This window comes from Aporhodopirellula rubra, assembly GCF_014192335.1.
Taxonomy (GTDB): Bacteria; Planctomycetota; Planctomycetia; order Pirellulales; family Pirellulaceae; genus Rhodopirellula; species Rhodopirellula rubra.
Genome location: NZ_JACHXU010000006.1, coordinates 215623 through 236917 on the forward strand (window position 1 = coordinate 215623; position 21295 = coordinate 236917).

At 58.3% G+C, this 21295-nt stretch carries 15 protein-coding genes; 8 read left to right on the plus strand and 7 right to left on the minus strand.

Going from position 1 to position 21295, the window contains the following annotated elements:
- Positions 1-16 precede the first annotated feature (16 nt).
- The 6 genes from FHS27_RS10455 to FHS27_RS10480 all read right to left on the minus strand — a co-directional run bounded on the left by FHS27_RS10455 (position 17) and on the right by FHS27_RS10480 (position 6688).
- Entirely contained in the window at positions 17-496 is a 480-nt protein-coding gene (locus FHS27_RS10455; protein ID WP_184304883.1) for a bacterioferritin, read from the minus strand.
- A 76-nt stretch (positions 497-572) separates the two neighbouring features.
- Positions 573-2000, minus strand: coding sequence for an MBL fold metallo-hydrolase (locus tag FHS27_RS10460; RefSeq protein ID WP_184304885.1), 1428 nt, complete (start codon positions 1998-2000; stop codon positions 573-575).
- 29 nt (positions 2001-2029) lie between these two features.
- Complete coding sequence (locus FHS27_RS10465) at positions 2030-2854, minus strand: sulfite exporter TauE/SafE family protein (RefSeq protein ID WP_184304886.1); 825 nt, start codon at positions 2852-2854, stop codon at positions 2030-2032.
- The gene (locus FHS27_RS10470; protein WP_184304888.1) at positions 2842-3387 is read right to left on the minus strand and encodes a rhodanese-like domain-containing protein; all 546 of its coding nucleotides are present in this window, start codon (positions 3385-3387) and stop codon (positions 2842-2844) included. The genes FHS27_RS10465 and FHS27_RS10470 overlap by 13 nt, the downstream gene beginning before the upstream one ends.
- A 296-nt stretch (positions 3388-3683) precedes the next feature.
- Positions 3684-4469, minus strand: coding sequence for a YggS family pyridoxal phosphate-dependent enzyme (locus tag FHS27_RS10475; RefSeq protein ID WP_184304890.1), 786 nt, complete (start codon positions 4467-4469; stop codon positions 3684-3686).
- A 149-nt stretch (positions 4470-4618) separates the two neighbouring features.
- A complete protein-coding gene (locus FHS27_RS10480) occupies positions 4619-6688 on the minus strand; it encodes a hypothetical protein (protein WP_184304892.1) in 2070 nt (689 codons plus the stop codon).
- A 135-nt stretch (positions 6689-6823) separates the two neighbouring features.
- Between FHS27_RS10480 and FHS27_RS10485 the strand changes: the two genes are divergently transcribed.
- From FHS27_RS10485 to FHS27_RS10495, 3 genes are read left to right on the plus strand one after another with little or no spacing between them, the layout of a single operon-like run.
- The gene (locus FHS27_RS10485) at positions 6824-8134 is read left to right on the plus strand and encodes a YdjY domain-containing protein (protein ID WP_184304894.1); all 1311 of its coding nucleotides are present in this window, start codon (positions 6824-6826) and stop codon (positions 8132-8134) included.
- Complete coding sequence (locus FHS27_RS10490) at positions 8131-9438, plus strand: 3-hydroxyacyl-CoA dehydrogenase family protein (RefSeq protein WP_184304896.1); 1308 nt, start codon at positions 8131-8133, stop codon at positions 9436-9438. The genes FHS27_RS10485 and FHS27_RS10490 overlap by 4 nt, the downstream gene beginning before the upstream one ends.
- Before the next feature lie 3 nt (positions 9439-9441).
- The gene (locus tag FHS27_RS10495) at positions 9442-10923 is read left to right on the plus strand and encodes an amidohydrolase family protein (RefSeq protein ID WP_246419411.1); all 1482 of its coding nucleotides are present in this window, start codon (positions 9442-9444) and stop codon (positions 10921-10923) included.
- Positions 10924-10927: 4 nt separating this feature from the next.
- Here the strand turns inward: FHS27_RS10495 and FHS27_RS10500 are convergent, their stop codons facing one another.
- Positions 10928-11572 carry a hypothetical protein gene (locus FHS27_RS10500; protein ID WP_246419413.1) on the minus strand — a complete coding sequence of 215 codons (645 nt, stop codon included), beginning with the start codon at positions 11570-11572 and terminating at the stop codon, positions 10928-10930.
- Positions 11573-11699: 127 nt separating this feature from the next.
- Between FHS27_RS10500 and aroB the strand changes: the two genes are divergently transcribed.
- From aroB to rbfA, 5 genes are all read left to right on the plus strand, one after another.
- Complete coding sequence (gene aroB / locus FHS27_RS10505) at positions 11700-12851, plus strand: 3-dehydroquinate synthase (protein ID WP_184304898.1); 1152 nt, start codon at positions 11700-11702, stop codon at positions 12849-12851.
- 336 nt (positions 12852-13187) lie between these two features.
- Positions 13188-15512 (plus strand): hypothetical protein, encoded by a 2325-nt coding sequence (locus FHS27_RS10510; RefSeq protein WP_246419414.1) that lies wholly within the window; start codon positions 13188-13190, stop codon positions 15510-15512.
- 216 nt (positions 15513-15728) lie between these two features.
- A complete protein-coding gene (gene nusA, locus FHS27_RS10515; protein WP_184304900.1) occupies positions 15729-17279 on the plus strand; it encodes a transcription termination factor NusA in 1551 nt (516 codons plus the stop codon).
- Between the two features lie 313 nt (positions 17280-17592).
- A complete protein-coding gene (gene infB / locus FHS27_RS10520) occupies positions 17593-20553 on the plus strand; it encodes a translation initiation factor IF-2 (protein ID WP_184304902.1) in 2961 nt (986 codons plus the stop codon).
- Between the two features lie 231 nt (positions 20554-20784).
- Positions 20785-21267, plus strand: coding sequence for a 30S ribosome-binding factor RbfA (gene rbfA / locus FHS27_RS10525; RefSeq protein WP_184304904.1), 483 nt, complete (start codon positions 20785-20787; stop codon positions 21265-21267).
- The last annotated feature ends 28 nt before the right edge of the window (positions 21268-21295 follow it).

Below are 21295 nucleotides of genomic sequence, written 5' to 3' on the forward strand. Positions count from 1 at the left end.
GAACCTCTTAAGGGACTTATGTGGATGTGGTCGTGGGCATGTGCTTCGCGATGTAGGCGGGCTCACCCATCCGCTCGAGCAGATCGAGTTGTAATTCGAGCCAGCCCATGTGGTGCTCTTCGTCCATCGCGATGCGTTCAAAGAGTTGACGCGAACCGATGTCCCCGTCCGCATTCGCTTCGACGGAGGCCTTGGTATAGAAGGCCAGGGCTTCCTTCTCATCCGCCAAATCCAATTCAAACATCTGCTTGAGTGAATTCGCACGAACCGGCGTCTTGGCGAGTTTGAGTTCGGGATCCCCCTTCAGGAACAGGATGCGGACCATGAACTCTTCGGAGTGCCCGAGTTCCTCCTGCATTTCTTCACGCAATTGCGTCGCCAAGATCCCCATTCCCCAATCGTCCAACACGCCCGCGTGCAATTGATACTGGTGCGTCGCGGACAACTCCATAGCGAGCGCGGTTTGAAGATTTTGGATCGTTTGTGTTGAACTCATCAATCTTTTTCTTTCGTTGAAAGGTGAAAACAATCTGTAAACGGATTGTATCGAACGACGGTCGAAACCGTGAGGCTCACGCGGTACCAATCGTTTGCATCGCACTGACGTGCGGCAGGCCTTCGGAATTCCATTTGAGGTACCCGCCGGTCATATTAATCGTTTGCTTGTATCCGGCGGCTTGCAGAACGCTCACGCCGATCGCCGAACGTGCGCCGCTGCGACAATGAACCACAATCGGTTGATCGCGAGGTAAGTCGCCTAGGTGATCAGGCAATCGTCCGAGAAAGCGATGTTCGGCTTGCTCGATGTGCCCTTCGTTCCATTCGTCGTTGGACCGAACATCGATCAACTTCACTTCGCCGGACTGAATCGCTGCAGCTAACTCAGTCGGCATTCCGGACGCATAGGCCTCCTTCGTCAAACCCGCTTCCTGGACGTCTTCGATGCGAAAACCGCCAGCGATTTCTTCCACACCGATTTTGTGAAGAACACGAGCAGCCTCTTCGAGTAGCCCCGGTTCACAGATCAGATAGGTCGGGCGGTCATAATCGACCAGCCATCCCGCCCAACCCGCGAGCATGTTCAGCGGAATATTGATCGTGCCCGGAACATGCTCATCGGCGAACTGCGACGACGGACGCAAATCAACCACTGTCCCTGACTCAAGTGCGACGTCCAGTTGGGAGACATCGAGCATGTCATGATGATGGTTGGCACCGAGAACCACAGGCCCTTCTTTGTTCACACGTTTCATCACGGCAAAATATTTCGGGGCTTCCGGTTGATCGGCCAAGATGTATTTCACGAACTCGTCTTCGTCGGTGAATTGCAACGCGGGGTTGAACCGTTTCTCGTAGCCGACCGTTGACGAGGGAATCGCACCGAGGCCCTTGCCGCACGCACTCCCGGCACCGTGAGCAGGCCAAACCTGCAAATAGTCCGGCATCGCCTTGAATCGCTCCGCCGACCGAAATAAATCGCGTGCCCCCGGTTCGGCAGTGCCTTCGATCTTGGCCGCTTCCTCTAACAAATCTGGACGCCCGATCGATCCGACAAACACAAAGTCACCGGTGAAGATCCCCATCGGTTCGTCGGCGCCACCGCCTTGATCCGTCAGTACAAACGAGATGCTTTCGGGCGTGTGGCCGGGAGTGTGCATCACTTCGAATTTGATGTTTCCGATCATGAACTGATCACCATCGTGCACCAACTCGTGATCGTAGGAATCGAGATACTGATATTTCCAATCATCAGGCCCTTCGTCGGAAACGTACAGTTTGGCCCCAACACGATCGGCCAACTCACGTGCCCCCGAAACATAATCGGCGTGAATATGCGTCTCCGCGACCGCAACCACTTTGACGCCTTCCCGTTCTGCCATTTCAAGATACTGCTCAATATCACGCCCCGGATCGACCACGATCGCGACATTGGCACGTTGGCAACCAACCATGTAAGAGGCGTGGGCGAGTTTTTGATCATAGAAATACTTGAGTAACATGTCTGACTCCGTTTGAATGTTCGTGAGGCCTAAGAGACCGCCGATTTAATAAGTACAAACAACGCGATCAACACGACCGCGATGGAAAATGTTTTTTGAAGTGTTGGGCCCTTGAGACGCTTCGCAACGATTCCGCCCAACCACATCCCCGCAAAACCACCTAGTAGGAACTGCACCGTTGTTTCGAGTGACAACGCGTTGCCACTGATCACGTGAGAGGTGACTCCGCTGATACTGACCAACACGATCACAAGTAGCGATGTGCCAACGGCACGGTGAATCGCCATCCCGCTGAACAGAACCAAAGCCGGGACGATTACGAAACCGCCACCAACACCGAACATGCCCGACAAAACACCCGTCATCAGTCCCACAATCACGAGCAACCGGGCACAGCGTGATGTCAACCGTAGCGTCCCGTCGGCGTCGCGTTGGCAGGCTGAACGATCACGATCGACCTGCGTCTCACTGTTGCACACACCGCTGGCAATTTTGGGATTGCTGGCCTTGCTCCACATTCGAAACGCCACGAACAACATCAACACCGCGAACATCGTCAAAAGAACCTGCTCGGGAATCAACGTTGACAGGTACGTCCCCAAGGGGGCGCCCAACATTCCTGCGATCGCAAACAACAAACCTGTCCGTATCTCGACCTCGCCCCGAATTAGCCGTGGCACGGTTCCGAAGAACGCCGTGCCCCCGACAGCGGCCAAGGAGATCCCGACGGCTTCACGCGGCGCGATCGACATCCCGTAGACCAGCAGCGGCACCGCTAAAACGCCACCACCGCCACCGGTCAATCCGAGAGCAAAGCCGACGATGCATCCGAACAGGATTGCTAAACCGAACATGAGCCTCCACCGACGCACTGGTTCCACGGCATTTTCGCAATCATCGATGCCATGGGGCATAAGCCCGTGAACCCAGCAAACATCAGACCAGCGCCAACAAATCCGGAAAGCCCGACGAAGTAAGGGTGAACGAAGTAACCGAGTACAACGCCGAGCAATACGAGAAATCCAGCCGTGATTTGGACCTGCTGCATCAGCGGCATCGCCTTCTTGCCGCGGACGACGGGCAATCCCGCTTGCTCCCACGCCACCGTGCCGCCTTCGACATTGATGACGTTTTCAAACCCGGCTGAAATGAATTTTTCACACGCCTGAGCGGATCGGTTCCCACTTCGACAAATCACATACAGCGGATCGCCTGCCGAACCGTTTCGCGCCGTCATTACGTCGTTGGGGTCGAGCGACTCCAGAGGCACCGAGCGTGCACATTCCGCATGAATCGCACGGTATTCGGTCGGCATTCGCACATCAATCAGATCAAAGTGCCCGTTCGGAAACTGGTCGTTTAACCGTTTGACATCAATCGTTTGCATATCTGATCCCTTTTCAGTGACCCGCCAAAACCACCCGCAACAAACTGTCACATCGCGACTTGACGATATTTAATCAGTTAAAAAAACCGGTCACGCCTCGGCAAAACAATCACGCCGAGAAACCGGATTCGTTGGCCGTGCAGCACCTTCCTGCCGCCAACTCTCTAACAATCATATCGGGAGGTCACGATATGTCAACACAACTAAAACGGGAAGTTTTCCGCAAATCGGGACGGCAGATTGTCACACCGCGAAACGAGCGGCGGTAATCAACCGCTCGCTCCCCGATCCAGACGCTACTTCAGCACGCCGCTGAAAAGACTCGATCCGATTCGGACCATCGTGGCACCTTCGGCAATCGCCGCGGCATAGTCTCCACTCATCCCCATCGACAATTCGGGCAACGCCAGATTCGTCTGCTGTCGCATTTGATCACGAAGATCTCGCAAGCGAGCGAACTGCGGACGCGCCTGCTGCGGGTCCGTTCCCCAACCCGCCATCGCCATCAAACCGATCACCCGCGCCCCGAACTCGCCCGAATCGGCCGACGCAACTCGCGAGCAATGCCGCTCAAACAACCCTGGCAATTCAACCACAGGCAACCCCGTTTTCGCCGCCTCATCGCTAACGTTGACTTCCATCAACACGTCGACTGAGATGGACTGCGAGATCGCCTCATTGTGAATTTCGTCGAGCACCCGTTCGCTATCGACGGAATGAATCAACGGCTTGAACGCGAGCAGACGACGCACTTTGTTTCGCTGCAGATGTCCGATCTGGTGCCAGCGGATTTCACCGGCCACGTCGGGTTCATTCGCCGAGAACCAATCCGCTTTTTGCATCAACACTTGCGGACGGTTTTCGCCGAGATCTCGACACCCCGCCTTCACCAACCAACCCGTCACTTCCGCGTCCACGTATTTGGAAACACCCACGACCCGGACATCCGTGGCACCGCGTCCTGTTTGCGTAGCGGCTTGTGCGACCTCGTCGCAAACTCGGATCCAATTCTCTTTGATACGGCGGCGAGCATCGTCTGGCGAACAGGCGATCTGGGTTGCATCGATAGGGTCAGCGGCCATGTTGGTCTTTCAATGAAACAAGAAACGGCTACGCGATTATCCAGCGGTTTGGCACTGAGTGATTCGCGATTCGGCGGCATCAGATCCGACAGCACTGGATTCGACAGCACCGCGATCCAATCGTTTGCTCACAGCATACCGAGTGCCGTTCACTCGGGATCGCTGGTCGCATCGACGGTCACCAATTCCTCCATGCCACCATCGCCAGGATGGAACCGAGCGGCAAAGAAATCCGCGATGAGGTGTTTGCCCATCACCGAACGTGGGCCACGCCCCGACATGGAGCGATACACGACCCAATGTTCGCTGCCCACCTGAACCCGAAACCCCGCAGCGACTTCGCGAGGAATGATCGACAGTTCTTCCGCGACTGTGAGTTGACGCCAAGTGCGTTTTCGACGGAACCGTCCCGTTTGAAAATCGATCCAAACGGGTGAATAAACGGCTCCGCGACCCACCGTCGTCACGACCAAATGCTGATCATCAGACACCGTCGCCTGACAATCGGAGCGGCCGACTCGCCATTCATTCGCGGCAAGCGGCATCACAAGAGCACGGCGTTTTTTCTTGCACGTGAACAACAGCTCTCGAGTTTCCTCGTCCTCGACAACGTCAACGCCTGGAGCGAGCGGCAAACGGCTGACGCAGAGGATCTCCGGCGCATCTTCTGCCACTCCATTCTTCTTTTTCGACGCTGAGGCCGCCGATCCACCGGCGAGCGGCAAGACCGCGTCCGAGATCATCAAACATCGGTCATCACGAACCAGCATCCATTGCCGCTGCAAGACATAATCTCCGAACGGCTGCTCGAGTTCGATCAAATGCACGTCATCATCGGTGTACTCACACGTGCATTCCCAATCACCCGTGGGCTGCAGATCGACACCGCCGACCCGCACCATGGTTTGATGAGTTCCTTGGAAAATGGATTGTCGCCCGCCCATCATTTCGACGCGGACGTCTTCTCCGGAATAGTCGACAAAGGTTCGCCCACGCCGAACGTCCCACTCAGGCAACATCGCGAGCGTCTTGCCCGTTTCGCTGTGCCACATCGCTTCGGGGAGCGAAACCTCCCACGCCAATTGCCCGCCCGAGTGACTTTGGCCGAGCGCGGCCGCCATTGCGGGAGGCAACGTCTCTCGATCAAACTCCGACGCCGCCAACATCAATCCGTGCAGATCGGGTTCACCCAATTTTTTCTTTGCAAGAGCAGCCCGTTTTGTTTTGGCCACACCCGGCACCGCTTCTCGCACTGCGTTCATCGACGCCCCGGCGAGCGGTTGGCTCGATCGAAAATCGATCTGGCATTCGTCCGCATCGACAGTCGTTAGAGCCTGTGTGCCGTCGCACCTCGACAACGCGGCCATCCAAGTGGCGAACTCGGCTGCGATGTCACGGTTGCGTTTCTTGAATTTCGTTTTGCTGACCAAGGGCAGTAACCTGTCGCATCGTACTAACGACGCCACGATCAGTCGCAAATCGGCGGGATGGATCAGGGACCGATCGATCGACTCGGCTTCTCCTTCGATGAACGCCAACACAGCCTCGGCCGCAGGCTCAGCGAGTTTTTGGCACGACGGTAACGCCGCGAGACTCCAAGCGAGCGTCAACCCGAGTTCGCCGGCGAGTAACAAGTGCAGAGGCGAGGTCGCGTCGGATCGCAAAGAGGCATCGGCTCGGATTTGCAACAATTGCTCGCCGCACTGCCACCAAACCTCATGCGGCAAAATCCCACTCAATCCGGGCATCGCGGCCGCCCACATGATGGTTTCGGCGGCATCGACGGCGGACATTTCGTCATAAAAGACCCGATCGATCAACCGTTGAGCTTCCTCAACCAGCATCTCTTGCTCGGCGTCGGCGTGGTCAGCGTCGGCTAAATTGCCCCCGTTTGCGTCGCTATCAACTTGGCGGGCGAGACCACTTGCCCCCCCATCGCCTTCGATCTGCGTGGCTAACTTGGCCAGGGTTCGCTGGAGAGTCGTCGACGGCCCGCGCATTGCAGTCGAGGTGCCCCAGAGATAGAACGCCCCGTTGGCCCCGTCATCGCCATAAAGTTTGGCCGCCGATCGACCTCGCGGTGCCGCTTTGGCCAACTGGCCCCGCAGCGTCTCCCACTGGACGGATGAGAGTGGACCGCCGAAATCAGGCGTTGCTGCCGCTTTCGCTGCCTTTTTGGACCGTTTGCGTGGGGAGGGGACGGTGGAAGTCAATGTCATGGACCGATAAGCGAACAACAGGGATACTGAACCGGTCAGGCAGTTTAACCAGACCGCCGGGCCAAGGAAGACGTATCAATTAAGCTTCGTTTTCGCCGGTCGCCCTGCATTCATTCCCCATACCGATTTCTCGCTATGAAATCCCTATTAACGTTTCCACTTTCTCTCGTGCTGGTGCTCGGACTGATCTCTTCGGGCTGCAGTCGCAAACCTGTCGAGCAGGAACACCCGGCACCTCGGACGATGGAAGCCTCCGACGCAGCTCCGGCCGCCCTCGATGCGAGCGACGCAGAACCTCAGGCAGACCTCGACTCGGCCACCACCGGATCTGACACCGCTCAAACGCCAGCGAATGAAACCACCACGGAGGAACAACCGGCTGCAGAAAGCACCGCTGCCCAAGACGCGAGCGGCGAGACCTCTTCGTCCTCAACGACTCTCGACGACACACCCAAACGCATGCTCCCAAACGCGGCAACCGATTCGACAACGCAATCGACAGCCAACGGCGACTCGCCCAAAGAAGACGACGCGGCCATGGCCGATGATGAGTCTCCTGACGTCGGGGAGGGACTCGACGACGACGATGACTATGAAATTGATCCGGAAATTTTGGCACACATCGAAGCCCAGCGAGCAGCGCTAAGACGGATCGCCGACACCTACGCCCCGCCTCCCGGCGCGAAACAACTCGGCCAACAACCGGATCTGTGGGTCGATCTGAAAGCCAAACGCGTCTACATCGACGGCTACGTCACAATGACGCGTGGCCCGCTCGAAATGCTGGCCTGTCCGGTCGGCACAAAAGAGCATGAGTCCGTGATCGCCGTGTTTGCCAAGAGCAGCGAAGTTCACGCAGCCTTATTGGCGATTGGGGCGCAGAGCGGTACACCGGTGCGATGGGATCCCGAATTCCTTCCGCCCACCGGACAAACCATTTCGGTGTGGGTCATGTGGCGAAAACCAGTGCAAACCGATGCACCGGAAAACTCAGATCCAAACGCAGAGGACAGCGATACGGAGGCTCCCTCCGTCGCCGAACGTTTTATCCCCAGCGATCAGTTCTCCGTTGCCGATGCCCGAACATGGGTGCGAAACATGGAGTCGAAGAAAGAACTGGCCGAACCGTGGGTCTTCGCGGGCAGCGGTTTCTGGTCCGATCCCGAAGACGGTACCGAACATTACTCGGCCAATGCAGGCGACATGATCTGCGTCTCCAACTTCTCAACCGCAATGCTCGATGTGCCGTTCAACAGCAGTGCCGATGCCGGCAACTTGATGTTTGAACCCTTTACCGAGCGACTCCCACAACGGGGAACGCCGGTTCGATTGGTGTTGGTCCCGCAGCCGATTCCGAGCGACACACCGCAACCCGAACCGGCCGTCGATCCGGCCGCGCCCCCCGAAGCGTCGCAACTGCCGATTCCTCAACGGGACGAACCATGATCAACGGCGGTGAACCGAAACCATCTCACTCGCCACCTCAAATCTTGCTGGTCGGGGCCGGTGTTGTTGGACGCGCCATCGCGGTCGACCACCTGAAGTCGGGCATCGAAGTTTGGATGGCCGACCAGGACGAGGAGATCCTGCGGCGCAGTTGCGATCTTGTGTTACGGCAGAGTGATGGCGTTGCCGATTCGGCGTCTCCCTGGGGCGCACGCATCCCTTTGCCCATTGTTCACTTTTCCCCCGCGTCGCCGGCTCCCGCAATTTCGGGCCGATCCGATGCGAGCGACGAAAACGAAGCCGATTCGATTGACAAACTTGCGATTGGCCGAGATCCCGTACCCCAATGGCTGTTGATCGAATCGATCGCCGAACGACTCGACATCAAACAGTCCTTCTTCGCCGAAGCCGAAGGTTGGTTCGATCGCCAGGCAATCTTAACGACCAACACCTCGACGCTGCCGATCGCATCGATCGCCGCCAAACTGCGGTCCCCCGAGCGACTCTGCGGGCTGCATTTCTTCATGCCGGTCAGCGACCGACCTGCCGCAGAGATCATTCCTCATGCTTTCACGAATAGCGACGAGGGCGTATCCAGCCCCACAGACCCTGACGTGGTCGAAACGTGTTGTCGCCATGCGATCGCCCTGGACAAAAAACCACTGAGAGTCCGCGACGCACCGGGATTTGTCGTCAACCGATTGCTGGCCCCTTATCTCAATCTGGCAACCGACCTGCTGTGCGGGGGCATCGACGCGGAATCGATTCGCCGAGCCGCGATCGATTACGGGATGCCGATTTCGCCGCTCGAACTGGTCGACTTAATCGGTACACGCACGGCGTTTGACGGTGGCCGAATCGTCTGGAGTGCGTTTCCCGGACGAATGGACCCATCCCCGTTGCTGCCGGCACTGGTCAAACGCAAACGGGCGGGAGTCGCATCCAACGAAGGGTTCTACGCCTACGACAGTGACGGCAATCGCGTCGGAAACGACCTGGCACCGATCGCGATGGAACTCGCTGAAAAATATAGACATGACTCCTTCGTGAATTTTCCCCACTGCAATGAGGATCGGATTAATCTTCTCACGGAATTGTTTGCTGCGGCCATTCGTTTGGAAGCGATCGCGATCGAACGGGATGGTGTGGCCGACGCAGAAACCATTGATGCCGCGATCAAAGGCGGCCTGGGATGGAACGCCCACGACGGCTCGAAGGGCCCCGTGGACGGACTCTCACCTGAACGTGTAAAAGAGCTTGCGGCCCAGTTCCCGAAACTTAAATCGATCCAGCCACTGGATTAATCCATGCCCGATATTCATCGCCGTTTCACGAAGAGATGCTTCCCCACGGCCATGCTTTCTCCTCTGCACCCCCAACCGACGTGGCGACTCGGCACGCCCATCCGCTGCGGTTTGCTACTCGGAATGGTCGCATTGATTGGCACCGGTGTCTTGCTGTTCTCTGGCGCACTGTTTTGCATGAGTGTTGCCGCGCAGGACACGCCCGGCCATAACGCCGCGACCGAGTCCGCAACACCTGACAGGAAAACTACCGCCCCCACGGTTGAACGCACCGCGGTTGAAACGACAGAGCCTGAAACAACCACGGCTGAGACTGAATCGACTGCGACGATCGCGACGGCCTCGAATAAAAAGGGTGACACCCATGTTGTGCTCGACGGATGCGACGGCCGTGAACTCTCGGTGCGAACATTTGACCCGACGTCTCAACTGAAGGTTTCGACCACGCCACTGACCCACGCACGCTTTCCCGTCGTGGACGTGCATACTCACCTGTTCTATCGGTTGCGGCACAACGACGAGGCTCTCGACGACCTCGTCGCGATGATGGATCGCAACCGCATTGCAATTTGCGCGTCACTCGACGGAAAACTCGGCAGCCAACTCGACGAGCATCTCGAACACCTCTGGGCCCGATACCGCGATCGGTTCATCGTTTACGCGAACGTGGATTGGCAAGGTGACGGCGTGACGGACGATCCGGCAACCTGGGCATGTCACCGCAAAGGCTTTGCCGATCGCACCGCCAAAGAACTCAAAGCAGCCGTGGCGCAAGGTGTTTCAGGCCTAAAGATCTTCAAACGTTTTGGCCTGGGATACCGGAACCCGGACGGGTCGCTCATCAAGATCGACGACCCACGGTGGGACCCGATTTGGGAAGCGTGTGGAGAATTGGGCATTCCTGTGATCATCCACACCGCCGACCCGGCTGCTTTCTTCGAACCGATCGATGCGTCGAACGAACGGTGGGAAGAGTTGTCCCGTCACCCCGACTGGAGCTTTTACGGTGACGAATACCCTTCCCGTGAAGAACTGCTGCAGGCGCGCAATCGAGTGATCGCGCGGCACCGAAAGACACAATTTATCGGGGCCCACATCGCGAATAACTCCGAAGACCTTCGCACCGTCGCGATGTGGCTCGACCAGTATCCGAATTTGTGGATCGAACCCGCGTCGCGGATCAGTGAACTCGGCCGGCAACCCTACACGGCACGCGATTTTATCATTCGTTATGCCGACCGCATGCTGTTCGGAACCGATGGTCCGTGGCCGGAAAAACGCATGCATTTGTACTGGCGTTTTTTCGAAACCCGCGACGAGTACTTCCACTACAGCGAGAAGTCCCCGCCTCCACAGGGTCTATGGCAGATCTACGGCATCCATTTACCCGACGACGTTCTCAAGAAGATCTATTTCGAGAACGCCCAACGGCTGATCCCGGGCGTGAAGTGGCGGATCGAGAAATTCAACGAGCTGTCGCGATAACAGTTCAATCGCGTCGGTCGTAGCGTTTCTGTTTGACACGCATCAGCAATCCGATCTGATGCTTCAGCGCCGGACGCACGCGTTCGTTAACCTCCACGCGTCGCGATTGATCCGCGGGACCGACGACACCGTGGTTCAGTTCAATGTCCACTTGCGCGGTTTCAAACCGCTGCAGCGAAGGATCCGAAAACTCCAACCGCACGCACTGTGCGTCATTGGTGTCCGCACAAAAGTCATCAACGCCGGTGTCCGATTGAGTCGACCATTCGTAATGCCGCTCGTCGAGCAAGGCGCGGCGCAGGTGCCCGAGTCCTGGAAAGGCGGTTAATTCGACAGGATCAAAATCGGATCCTTCACGAGGCAACAACATGACGTGGTCCCCGAGCTGTATCGCGGTGATCGTCTCAGGCCCCCAAAAACGAGTCGTCTCCTCTAGCCGGGTTCGCCGGACATAGATGCTCGACAGCGCAAACACGGCCCCGCCGATGATGATCGCGAACATCGACGCCCACGCCTTCCAACCGAAATGGGCGCGAGGGTCGTTGTACTTGTCCGCATGAAGATCCCCGGCCGTGGAACGTTCGGCCAAACCTTCCGAGTAGTTTTCAGGTGCGGATGGGATCGTGGAGGTGGAGGATGCGTCAGACAATGTCAAATCCGATTGGACGGTTGAGAGATTCGGTCGTATCGCTAGAAACCCGCGACACCGGTTAGGATAGGTCGCGACCGATTCACGGATCGCCTACTTCCACCCTTTCCGTTTTAGCATACCAGCCGTGCCAATCCCTCCCCGCCCTGATTCGACATCCAATCCGCCCGCCGACACCTCCGTCATCACCGTTGAGCTGGGCGACCGTGCCTATCCGATCGCGATCAAAAGCGGCGAAACCGGCCTCGCTGATCCATCCGGATTTGCGAGCCACTTCCTCGACGCGGTCGGCGATTGCACTCACGCGATTGTCGTCCAGGACGTGGCGATCGCCGATTCCGCGGGCTCGATGATCACTCAATCTCTCAAATCGAGCCCACTGCGATTGAGCGTGATCCAAATCGCGTCGGGTGAAACAAGCAAATCGACGGACCGAATCGCCCAGCTATGGAATGAAATGCTGGACACTGCGGCAGACCGTCGCAGCGTTGTGATTGCGGTCGGTGGAGGGGTGATCGGCGATCTAGCCGGGTTCGCAGCGGCGACTTTCACCCGCGGCCTTCGACTTGTGCAAGTTCCGACGACCTTGCTCGCGATGGTCGACAGCAGCGTGGGAGGAAAAACAGGCATCAACCTCCCGGGCGGCAAAAACCTCGTCGGCTCGTTCTGGCAGCCTCACATGGTTTGGATTGACACCGATTTCCTCAGCACGTTGCCCGAACGCGAATACATCAGCGGCCTCGCCGAGGTGATCAAATACGGCGTGATCGAGGACGCCGATTTCTTTGAATATTTGGAAGCAAACATCGCCGCCATCTTGCAACGTGAACCGGAACCGACCCGCACGGCGATCGCAAAGAGCTGCGAGTCCAAAGCCCGCGTGGTTGCCGACGACGAACGAGAAACAACGGGACGTCGCGCGATCCTCAACTACGGTCACACGTTTGCGCACGCGGTGGAGTCGACGGCGGGCTATGGCGTGATGCTGCACGGTGAAGCGGTCTCGATCGGAATGCAAATGGCAGCGGAACTCAGCGTGAGCCTGGGCCGCTGCGACCGCGAATTGCTCGAACGCCAAACCGCGTTGCTCGCCGCCGCCGGGCTACCGCTGACGTGGGAAGACGCTGACGTCAATGACATGATTGCGGTCATGGCACGCGATAAAAAAGTCGCTCACGGGAAATTGCGATTCGTGCTTCCCGACCGGATCGGAAACGTCGAACTCGTCGGAGACGTTCCCGCCGATGAAGTCGCCGCGGCGATCCGAGCGTGTCGCTAACGCGTTCGCCAACATGCATCTGCTCCTTTTTCGGAGTCCTCTGAAATCCCGAAATCATTGAATGGGTGAGACAGGTGACGGGCGACAGGGCAGGGCAGGGCGGCGACGCAAGGCAGGCAATCTTGCGAGGATGCGAGTGTCCAGCGCAAATAAACGAACGGTTACCGATGGGTCCCAAAACGGTGAAACGGTAGGAAGCGACGACGGATCTTGGAGAACTGATCTTGTCGCCACGCTAGTTTTCTAGCTATCGCTGACTTCATAGCCTCGGCTTTGCCCCGGCTAGAGAATTTGCTCCTTGAACCGTTTCTTACCCGTCACAACGGAAGCCGCACGATGCGTCGGTCCCCGCTGTCTTATTCCATGCTCCGATTTCCGGCCCTCTCCGCGTGGACGCGTTGCGTCAGCATGTTGCTGATGGCGTTGTTTTGCATGCCTTTTTCGACCACGTCGGCGCAATCAAACGCAGATCCATCGGGCAAATCCGGCGGCTCGCCGTTCGTTTCCGATCCCTATCTCGTTTTTGTGGCCGAGGGCTCCGCGTACTTACGGTGCGGGCCATCCGGCGACGATTATCGAACCGATCCGCTGCGCCACGGCCAGGAACTCGAGGTTTATGTCGAGACCGAAGACGGCTGGCTCGGCGTTCGGCCGACCGACGACAGTTTTTGCTGGATCCCCGCGGACGCAGCGAAACTGATCGACACCCAAAACAACGCCAACGCGAAACCAGACGCGATCGAAGCCGAAATTATCGAAGACAAAACGGTTGCTTGGATCGGCACTAACCTGGGACGCGCACGCCGATACCGATGGCTCGTCCAACTCGGTGAAGGCGAAATCGTCACGATCCTCGGACGCAGTGAACGCGACGGGCCCGATGGTCCACAAACGTGGTACCGCATCGTCCCACCGTCAGGCGAATTTCGCTGGATTCATCGCGACCAAGTGGTCACAACGGCGGAAGAACTGATCGCGGGTTTGCAAAATGATGAACCGAGTGAATCGATCGAATTCCTCCCAGGCGGCCCCAGCGCCGTTCAGCCTCGAAACGCCGTTCAGCCTCGAAACTCAGGCCAATCAGGAAACAACCGCGCCGACCGAGTCGCCTCATCACGATCAGGCCAAATTGGGTCAGGCCAAATTGGGTCAGGACTGCGTCGTGTGTCCGACGACCAACCGTACCGCGAAGACCTACCGCGAGAAACCGAAGAGGAGCGACTGGCGACCCTCGCCGAAATCCGACGCCTCGACGAAATCGAACGCCACATCGAAGCCCGCAATCGAAGCCGGTTTGATCGCGCTAACGAAACCACCACAGACACACCGATCGACGACCACGTGGCGGAAGTTGCCAACCACCCAGAGTCTGCACCGCACAACGGAACTGCCGATCACCAGATCCGCAGTTTCTCGCAACGCGTGACCGAAGGCCTCTCATCGCTGCTCAGCGGACGCCAAAAAGGAACACCAACGCTTGAACCGTCGACCAAATCCAGCCGTCGCGTGCCCGACCTCGTCCCGATCGGGAGCGGATTGGCCACAACGCCCGCTGCCGCAGTGCCCCCCGCTTCGCCTGAGACCGAACGAAACGGCGAATCCGCTGACACGAACACCATGGTCGCTGGCACAACCGCTCCGTCGCAAACGCTCGCCGCGCCAGTAGCGCAACCAACACCTACCGCAGTTGCGCAAGCCCCGGCTCAAGACGTCACGGGCAATCAAATCAAAACCGTCGCCGCAACCGCACACCCCGAGTTCCGTACTGGCGAGTCACAGATTGCGATCATGTCTTCGCCACGACTCGTCGCCCGTTCGGAATATCCTTCGAGCGTGCCAGGTTCATTCGTGGCTCCACGGAAACTTCGCACAATCACAGCCGCTCAAATCGAAGAAGTGCAACGTGCCGTCGCCACTTCGACGCCTGAATCATTGCCAACGATCATGTCGTCACTGATGGCGCGCGGAGCCTCGGCCCCCGAGATTCGACTGGTCGCCGATGCGGCTCAGCGTTTCTCGATGAACGAACTTGCCCAACGGGCACGCGACTACGAATCACTCGCCCGCCGCCGAGACGGTGACACCGTCGTCTCAACGTCGACCTTGGGAACACCCACCATTGCCGCGAGCACGCCGATGTATCCGGCACCAACCTATTCAGGACCGACGTATCCGGCCCCGTCCCCCACACCGTCCTACCCGCCGGCCGGCACCATGAACATCTCATCCATGGCGTCTACACCGAGCCAGTCGAACGACGCTCCGACAAACGGCGGCAGTTTCGTTGCCCGCGTCGGAACGGGAACGGCTCAACCGAGCGGCTCGATCGTGCCGACCTCACACATTCAATCGTTCGCTTCCCCGAATCCTGAGACGGTCACCATGGGATCGGTACCCACCGGGCCGTCAACGATCCCGCCGGCCTCCACCTCGGAACAGACCGGCGTGTTGGTCGAGGTGTATTCCGCCGACCCGAACCGGCCTCCTTACGCGATCACGGACCGGGGCGGACAAACGGTCGCATACGTCACACCGGCTCCCGGCGTGGACCTCAAGACACACCTCGGCAGCCAAGTCCGGATCCAGGGAGAAAGCGGATTCCTCCAAGGGCTCGACACGCCCCACGTGTTAGCCACAGCGGCCCAAAGGGTCCTCCGATAGCCGCGATCTGCTCTCAGAAGCATTGACACTGAGTCGCTCTTTCGATAGCTTCGTCGACACAGACTTCAGGCAAACCTTTGTTGGCCCGGGCCTTTTCGGTCCGGGCTAATTTTTTATCCCATACTTCATCGGGAATAGACCTAAGGTTGTGTTTGACCCGTCGTATCCCCACTGATTTCCTAGTTCTTTTCATCCTCGTCGCCCCTCTTTGTCGCCATGAACCCGCAAGACATTTTGCGTTACGTCGATTCGCTCCATCGCGACAGAAACATCGACCCCGAACTGCTTTTCCAAGCAATCGAATCGGCTCTGCAAAGTGCCGCGAAACGTCAATACGGGGAAGAATCTGACGTCGTCGTATCGATCAGCCGCGAGAACGGACAGATTTCCGCCACGCTCGAAGGCAAACCACTCGGCGACGATCAAATCGGTCGCATCGGTGCCCAAACCGCGAAACAGGTGATCATCCAGAAAGTCCGCGAAGCCGAGCGTGACGCGTTGATGATCGAGTACCGCGATCAGATCGGCGAAATTGTCAGCGGCATGATCGGCCGCGCCGATGGCGGCGTCGCGACGGTGAACCTCGGAAATGTCGAAGCCATCCTGCCACGCAGCGAACAAATCCCTGGCGAAAGCCTGCACGCCAACGAACGCGTCCGCGCAATCGTATACGAAGTGCGTCCTCAAGGCGGCAACCGAGTTCGTGTCGTGCTCAGCCGTACACGCCCCCAATTCGTTCAACGGCTTTTCGAACAGGAAATCCCTGAACTCAACGACGAAGTCATCGCAATCAAATCGATTTCTCGCGAACCTGGCTATCGCAGCAAAGTCGCCGTCAGCAGCGATGACGTGAATATCGACCCGATCTCGGTCTGCGTTGGCTATCGTGGCAGCCGGATCAAGGCGGTTCGCGAAGAACTCGCCGGTGAACACATCGACGTCGTTCGCTACGACAGCGACCCGGAAGTCCTCATCCCGAACGCGTTGCAACCGGCCGAAGTCGACCAGGTCCTGCTGTGCGACATGATCGGCCGCGCGATCGTCTTGGTCAAAGAAGACCAACTGTCGCTCGCCATCGGCCGACGCGGACAAAACGTGCGACTGGCCAGCAAGTTGTGTGGTTGGGACATCGAGATCATGACCGGCAGCGAACTCGAAGAGCAAATCGAACGAGCCGTCACTGGGTTCAGCCAGATTCCAGGCATCACCGAAGAAATCGCCCAAACGCTCGTCGAGCAGGGCTATCTCTCCTACGATGACCTGTCCGTGATCGAACCGGATCAGTTTGCCGAAATGGCCGGCTTGACCGAAGAACAGGTCGACGAAATCGTGGAAATGGCCGAAGCAAAAGCCGAAGAGGCTGAGCGGGCGGCCGCCGATGAACGCCGCGTTCGACGCGAAACCGAAAAACTCGACCGAGAGCGGGCGGAAATGGAAGCCCACATGCCGGCTTCCGAAAAAACACCTCCGGTTGAAGAGCAAACCGAGGCAACCGCGACCGAAGAAGCCGAAACCGAAAACGCTGCGACGGAGACTGCAGAAGAATCAGTCGCAGCTGGCGAAACAGCCGATGAACCGTCTGCTGAATCTGCCGTAGAGAACTCCGAAGACGCCCCCAACGCTGATTCGACGGCCGAAACACCAACGGCAGCCGAGTCGACCGAAGAGGCCGCGTCCCCGGAAGAAACATCCTCCGAGGAGCCCGCGACGGTTGGTGAATCGGCCTCCGCAAGCGAATCTGAGAAAGATTCCGGGGGAAACGCGTAAGACTAGCGAGGAAGCCGTTTTCATATTTCCTCCCTTTGCGTTATCCTATCGTCTCCGCGTTCGGGCATCCGTGCCTTTCACGGACAGTCCATTTTTTTGACCGCTATGAAATTCCCCGACATTGTGACGGTTTCAATCCCCCTATTCTCAGCCACGCAGCTCGTTTGAGCTCGCCCGCCGAATAGTCGATTGGGACCAGACTTAATGTCGATGGAGGTCTTTTTATGCGATTTTGAACAAAACAAAATGAAGCCGAGCAGCCCGAGCGGGGCCGTCGGACTTCATCTATCGAATTTGACAGGATCCCCCCCCAGTGCCAGTACGCATTTACGCGCTTGCCAAAGAACTCGACCTCGACAGCAAAGATCTCGTTGATCTGGTAAAGAAAGCCGGAATCACCGGTAAAGGCTCTGCGCTAGCAAGTCTCAGCGACGACGAAGCCCAACAAGTACGCGATTCCATTTCGAGTGCATCCAAGGCAGCGCCGAAGGCCGCCCCTGCTGCAACCGCAACCAAAGAGGCACCGACACAACCGGTCGCTCCGGTTCGCGACTTGGATCGTGCTTCGACGCGGCGTCCTGCCGCCATCCAAATCGGTCGCCCCAAATCCCGCGAAAGTGCCCCCGCGGAAGCTCCCGAAACCAAACGCCCGGCACCCGTCCTGCGCACTCCGGTCCTCAAACCGGCAGAACCAACACCGCCTCCGGCGACTCCGGCCGAGCCAAGCTCGCCGAAACCGGAAGTGCGTTTGAAGGACGTCATGCCCGCGGCTCGCACTGACAAACCGGCTCAACAGGAGTCGGCCCCCAAAGCACCTGCTGCCAAAGCGCCCGCACCCAAACCATCCGGTTCCGAAAACGCCCCCGCCGCTCCAGCAGGTGGAATGGCGAGCCGAATCGCAGACCGCATGGCCAGCAACTCCGGCGGTCGGGTCGTCCCAAATCGTCCAGGCGAACCGGTTCGTCGCGAAGCCCTTACCGGCGGCGGCAAAATGCGTTCGCTCGACCGCGCCTCGACTCGTGCGGGCGGTGAAAAACCCGCCGACGGTGCGAAAGCACGCAAACGCGAACCGCGTATCAAGGTCAACCTCGCTCAATTGCCGAGCGCACCGGCTCCTGCGGCCCCCGTCTCCTCGACCGGACCTGCTCAAAAGCCAGACATCAAACTGACCCGCGATGTCATCGAAGGTCACAAGCAAGGCATGAAGGCCCCGCTCGCTCGTCTCGAAAAAGACGACGCGGAGAAGAAACGCAACAAGAAAGAGTCCGCCGTTGTCGGTGAATTCGCCGGTCGCAAAAAGATCGTCGATGAAGACGAAAAACCACGTGGCAAGAAAGGCCTCGCCGGAATGGCGAGTGCCCGTGCCGAACGTGCACGCGGTGGTGGCGGACGTCGCGTTATCGGCAACAGCGATAACGACCGTGGTCACATGCGGCGAAACCGTCCGCGCATCCGCCGCAAAGGCACCAACACCGCGGCGCCTCGTAAAGAACGCGTCCAGTTGGAACTGCCGTGTACCGTTCGCAGCTTCTGCGAAGCGTCCGGCGTGGCGATGTCCGATGTCATGAAAACACTCATGGGCATGGGCATGATGATCAACATCAACTCGGAAATGGACCTTGAGACCGCCGAACTGATCGCGACCGAACTCGGAATCGATATCGAGCTGAAAGCAGCCGAATCGCTCGAAGACGAGCTGATCACCGAAATCGAAACCCTCGAGGACACAGCCGAATCGCTCGTTCCACGTGCTCCGATCGTGACCTTCCTCGGCCACGTCGACCACGGAAAGACCAGCCTTCTCGATTACTTGATCGGCATCAACGTCGTCAAAGGCGAGGCAGGCGGGATCACACAACACATTCGCGCGTACAACGTCGAGAAAGACGGCCGCGGAGTCACGTTTGTTGACACGCCTGGTCACGAAGCGTTTACCGAAATGCGAGCCCGCGGTGCCAACGTCACGGACATCGCCGTGCTCGTCGTTGCCGCCGACGACGGTATCATGCCACAAACCGAAGAAGCGATCAGTCACGCCAAGGCGGCTGAAGTGCCGATCGTGGTGGCACTGAACAAGATCGACCTCGAAGGCGTCGACGCCAACCGCGTCATGACCCAACTCACCGAACACGGCCTGACCCCGAGTGAATGGGGCGGCGATGTCGAAATCGTCAAAACCAGTGCCACGACCGGTGAAGGCATGGATGAACTCCTCGAGACCCTGCTCACCGTGGCAGAACTCAACGAGTACAGCGCCAACCCGGACCGCTCGGCCCTCGGCGTTTGCCTCGAATCCGAACAACACGGCGACAAGGGTGTCGTTGCCAAACTCGTCGTTCAAAACGGAACGCTGCGAGTCGGCGACATCATCGTTTGCGGTCCAGCCCACGGTCGCGTGCGTTCGCTGCACGACACCCTCACGGGCAAACCGATCACCGAGGCCGGACCTAGCACACCGGTCAGTCTGACCGGACTCGACACACCTCCGGGTGCAGGCGATCGCTTCCACGTGCTCAAGGATATTTCGCAAGCACGCGAGATCGCCGGTAGCCGTGAAGATGAATCGAGTCGCCAGTCGCTCTCGGGCATCACGACGAAGGTTTCCTTCGATTCGTTCCAAGACATGCTCGCCGGCGGTACCCTCGGCGGCGAAGAGCGTGCGAAGCTGAACTTGATCATTCGCGCCGATGCTCGTGGTTCGCTCGAAGCCATCGACAAGGAACTCAGCAAATTCGACCACCCTGAAGTCGAACTACGCGTGCTGCAACGTGCGGTCGGTGGCATCACGCTCGCCGACGCAACACTCGCGAGTGCATCCGATGCGGTGATCCTCGGGTTCAACGTGATTCCGGACGAGAAGGCACGCCAACTCGCCGATCAGCGCAATATCGAGATCCGTCGTTACAACGTCATCTATAAACTGACCGATGACATTCGGATGATGATCGAAGGCCGCCTCAAACCTGAGGAACGCGTCGTCGAACTCGGCCGAGCGTTGGTCAAACAGGTCTTCACCATCAGCCGCGTGGGAACCATCGCCGGTTGCTATGTCGCACAAGGTTCGATCGTTCGCGGTTGTCGCATTCGCGTCAGCCGTGACGGACGTGTTATCGGCGAATACCCGCTCGATACGCTGCGTCGGATCAAAGAAGACGTCAAAGAGGTGCCGCGCGGCATGGAATGCGGTATCCGGCTGTCTGGTTTCAACGACATCAAACAGGACGATGTCCTCGAAGCCTATCGCATCGAAGAGGTCGCACGAAAGCTCGATTGATCGCGTGAACCTCACATGACCGAGCCACCGGAACGTCGCGTGAACCCTTCGTTTCATTCGCCACCATCCAATCGTGGTGGCCGTGCCCTGGAAAGCGACGGGCGTGCCCCAGCCCAGCGTCCCACACCCACCGAGGCGCCGGCACGTTCCCGACCCGGCTCAACGCTCCGAGGCGACTCACCGCGAGTCGCCTAACTTCTCAGCCATCACTTCTCACTCCGCAACCCTCCTTTGTCCAGCCGCCGCCAACTTAAAGCCGCCGAAGCGATCCGCGAAGTCGTCGCCACTTCTGTCCTGACCGATATCCGGGACCCACGCGTCCGAGATGTCACGATCATCTCAGTGAGCGTATCGCCTGACATGCGCGAAGCCAAAGTCTCCGTCAGCGTTATGGGAGACGAAGCGCAAAAACAATTGTCGATTCGCGGATTACAGAACTCCGCCGGATTTTTGCAAAGTAAAATTGCGAACCGTCTCGATACGCGCTACACACCTCGGCTGTCGTTTGAGCTCGACAAAGGGCAAGAAAACGCACTCGCGGTGAGCGAAATCCTGGCTCGTATCCGAGCCGAACAAGACGGCGAACCCGTCGCCGACGACTCCTCGACGCCAACCGACACAATTGCGGAATCCTCATCCATCGAAGAGGCAACCGCCGATGAAACGCAAACCGACGACGAGCAAAACAAAGACGACAGCGGGCAATCATCCTAACTGCATTCCCTGAAACGCCCTGAATGCT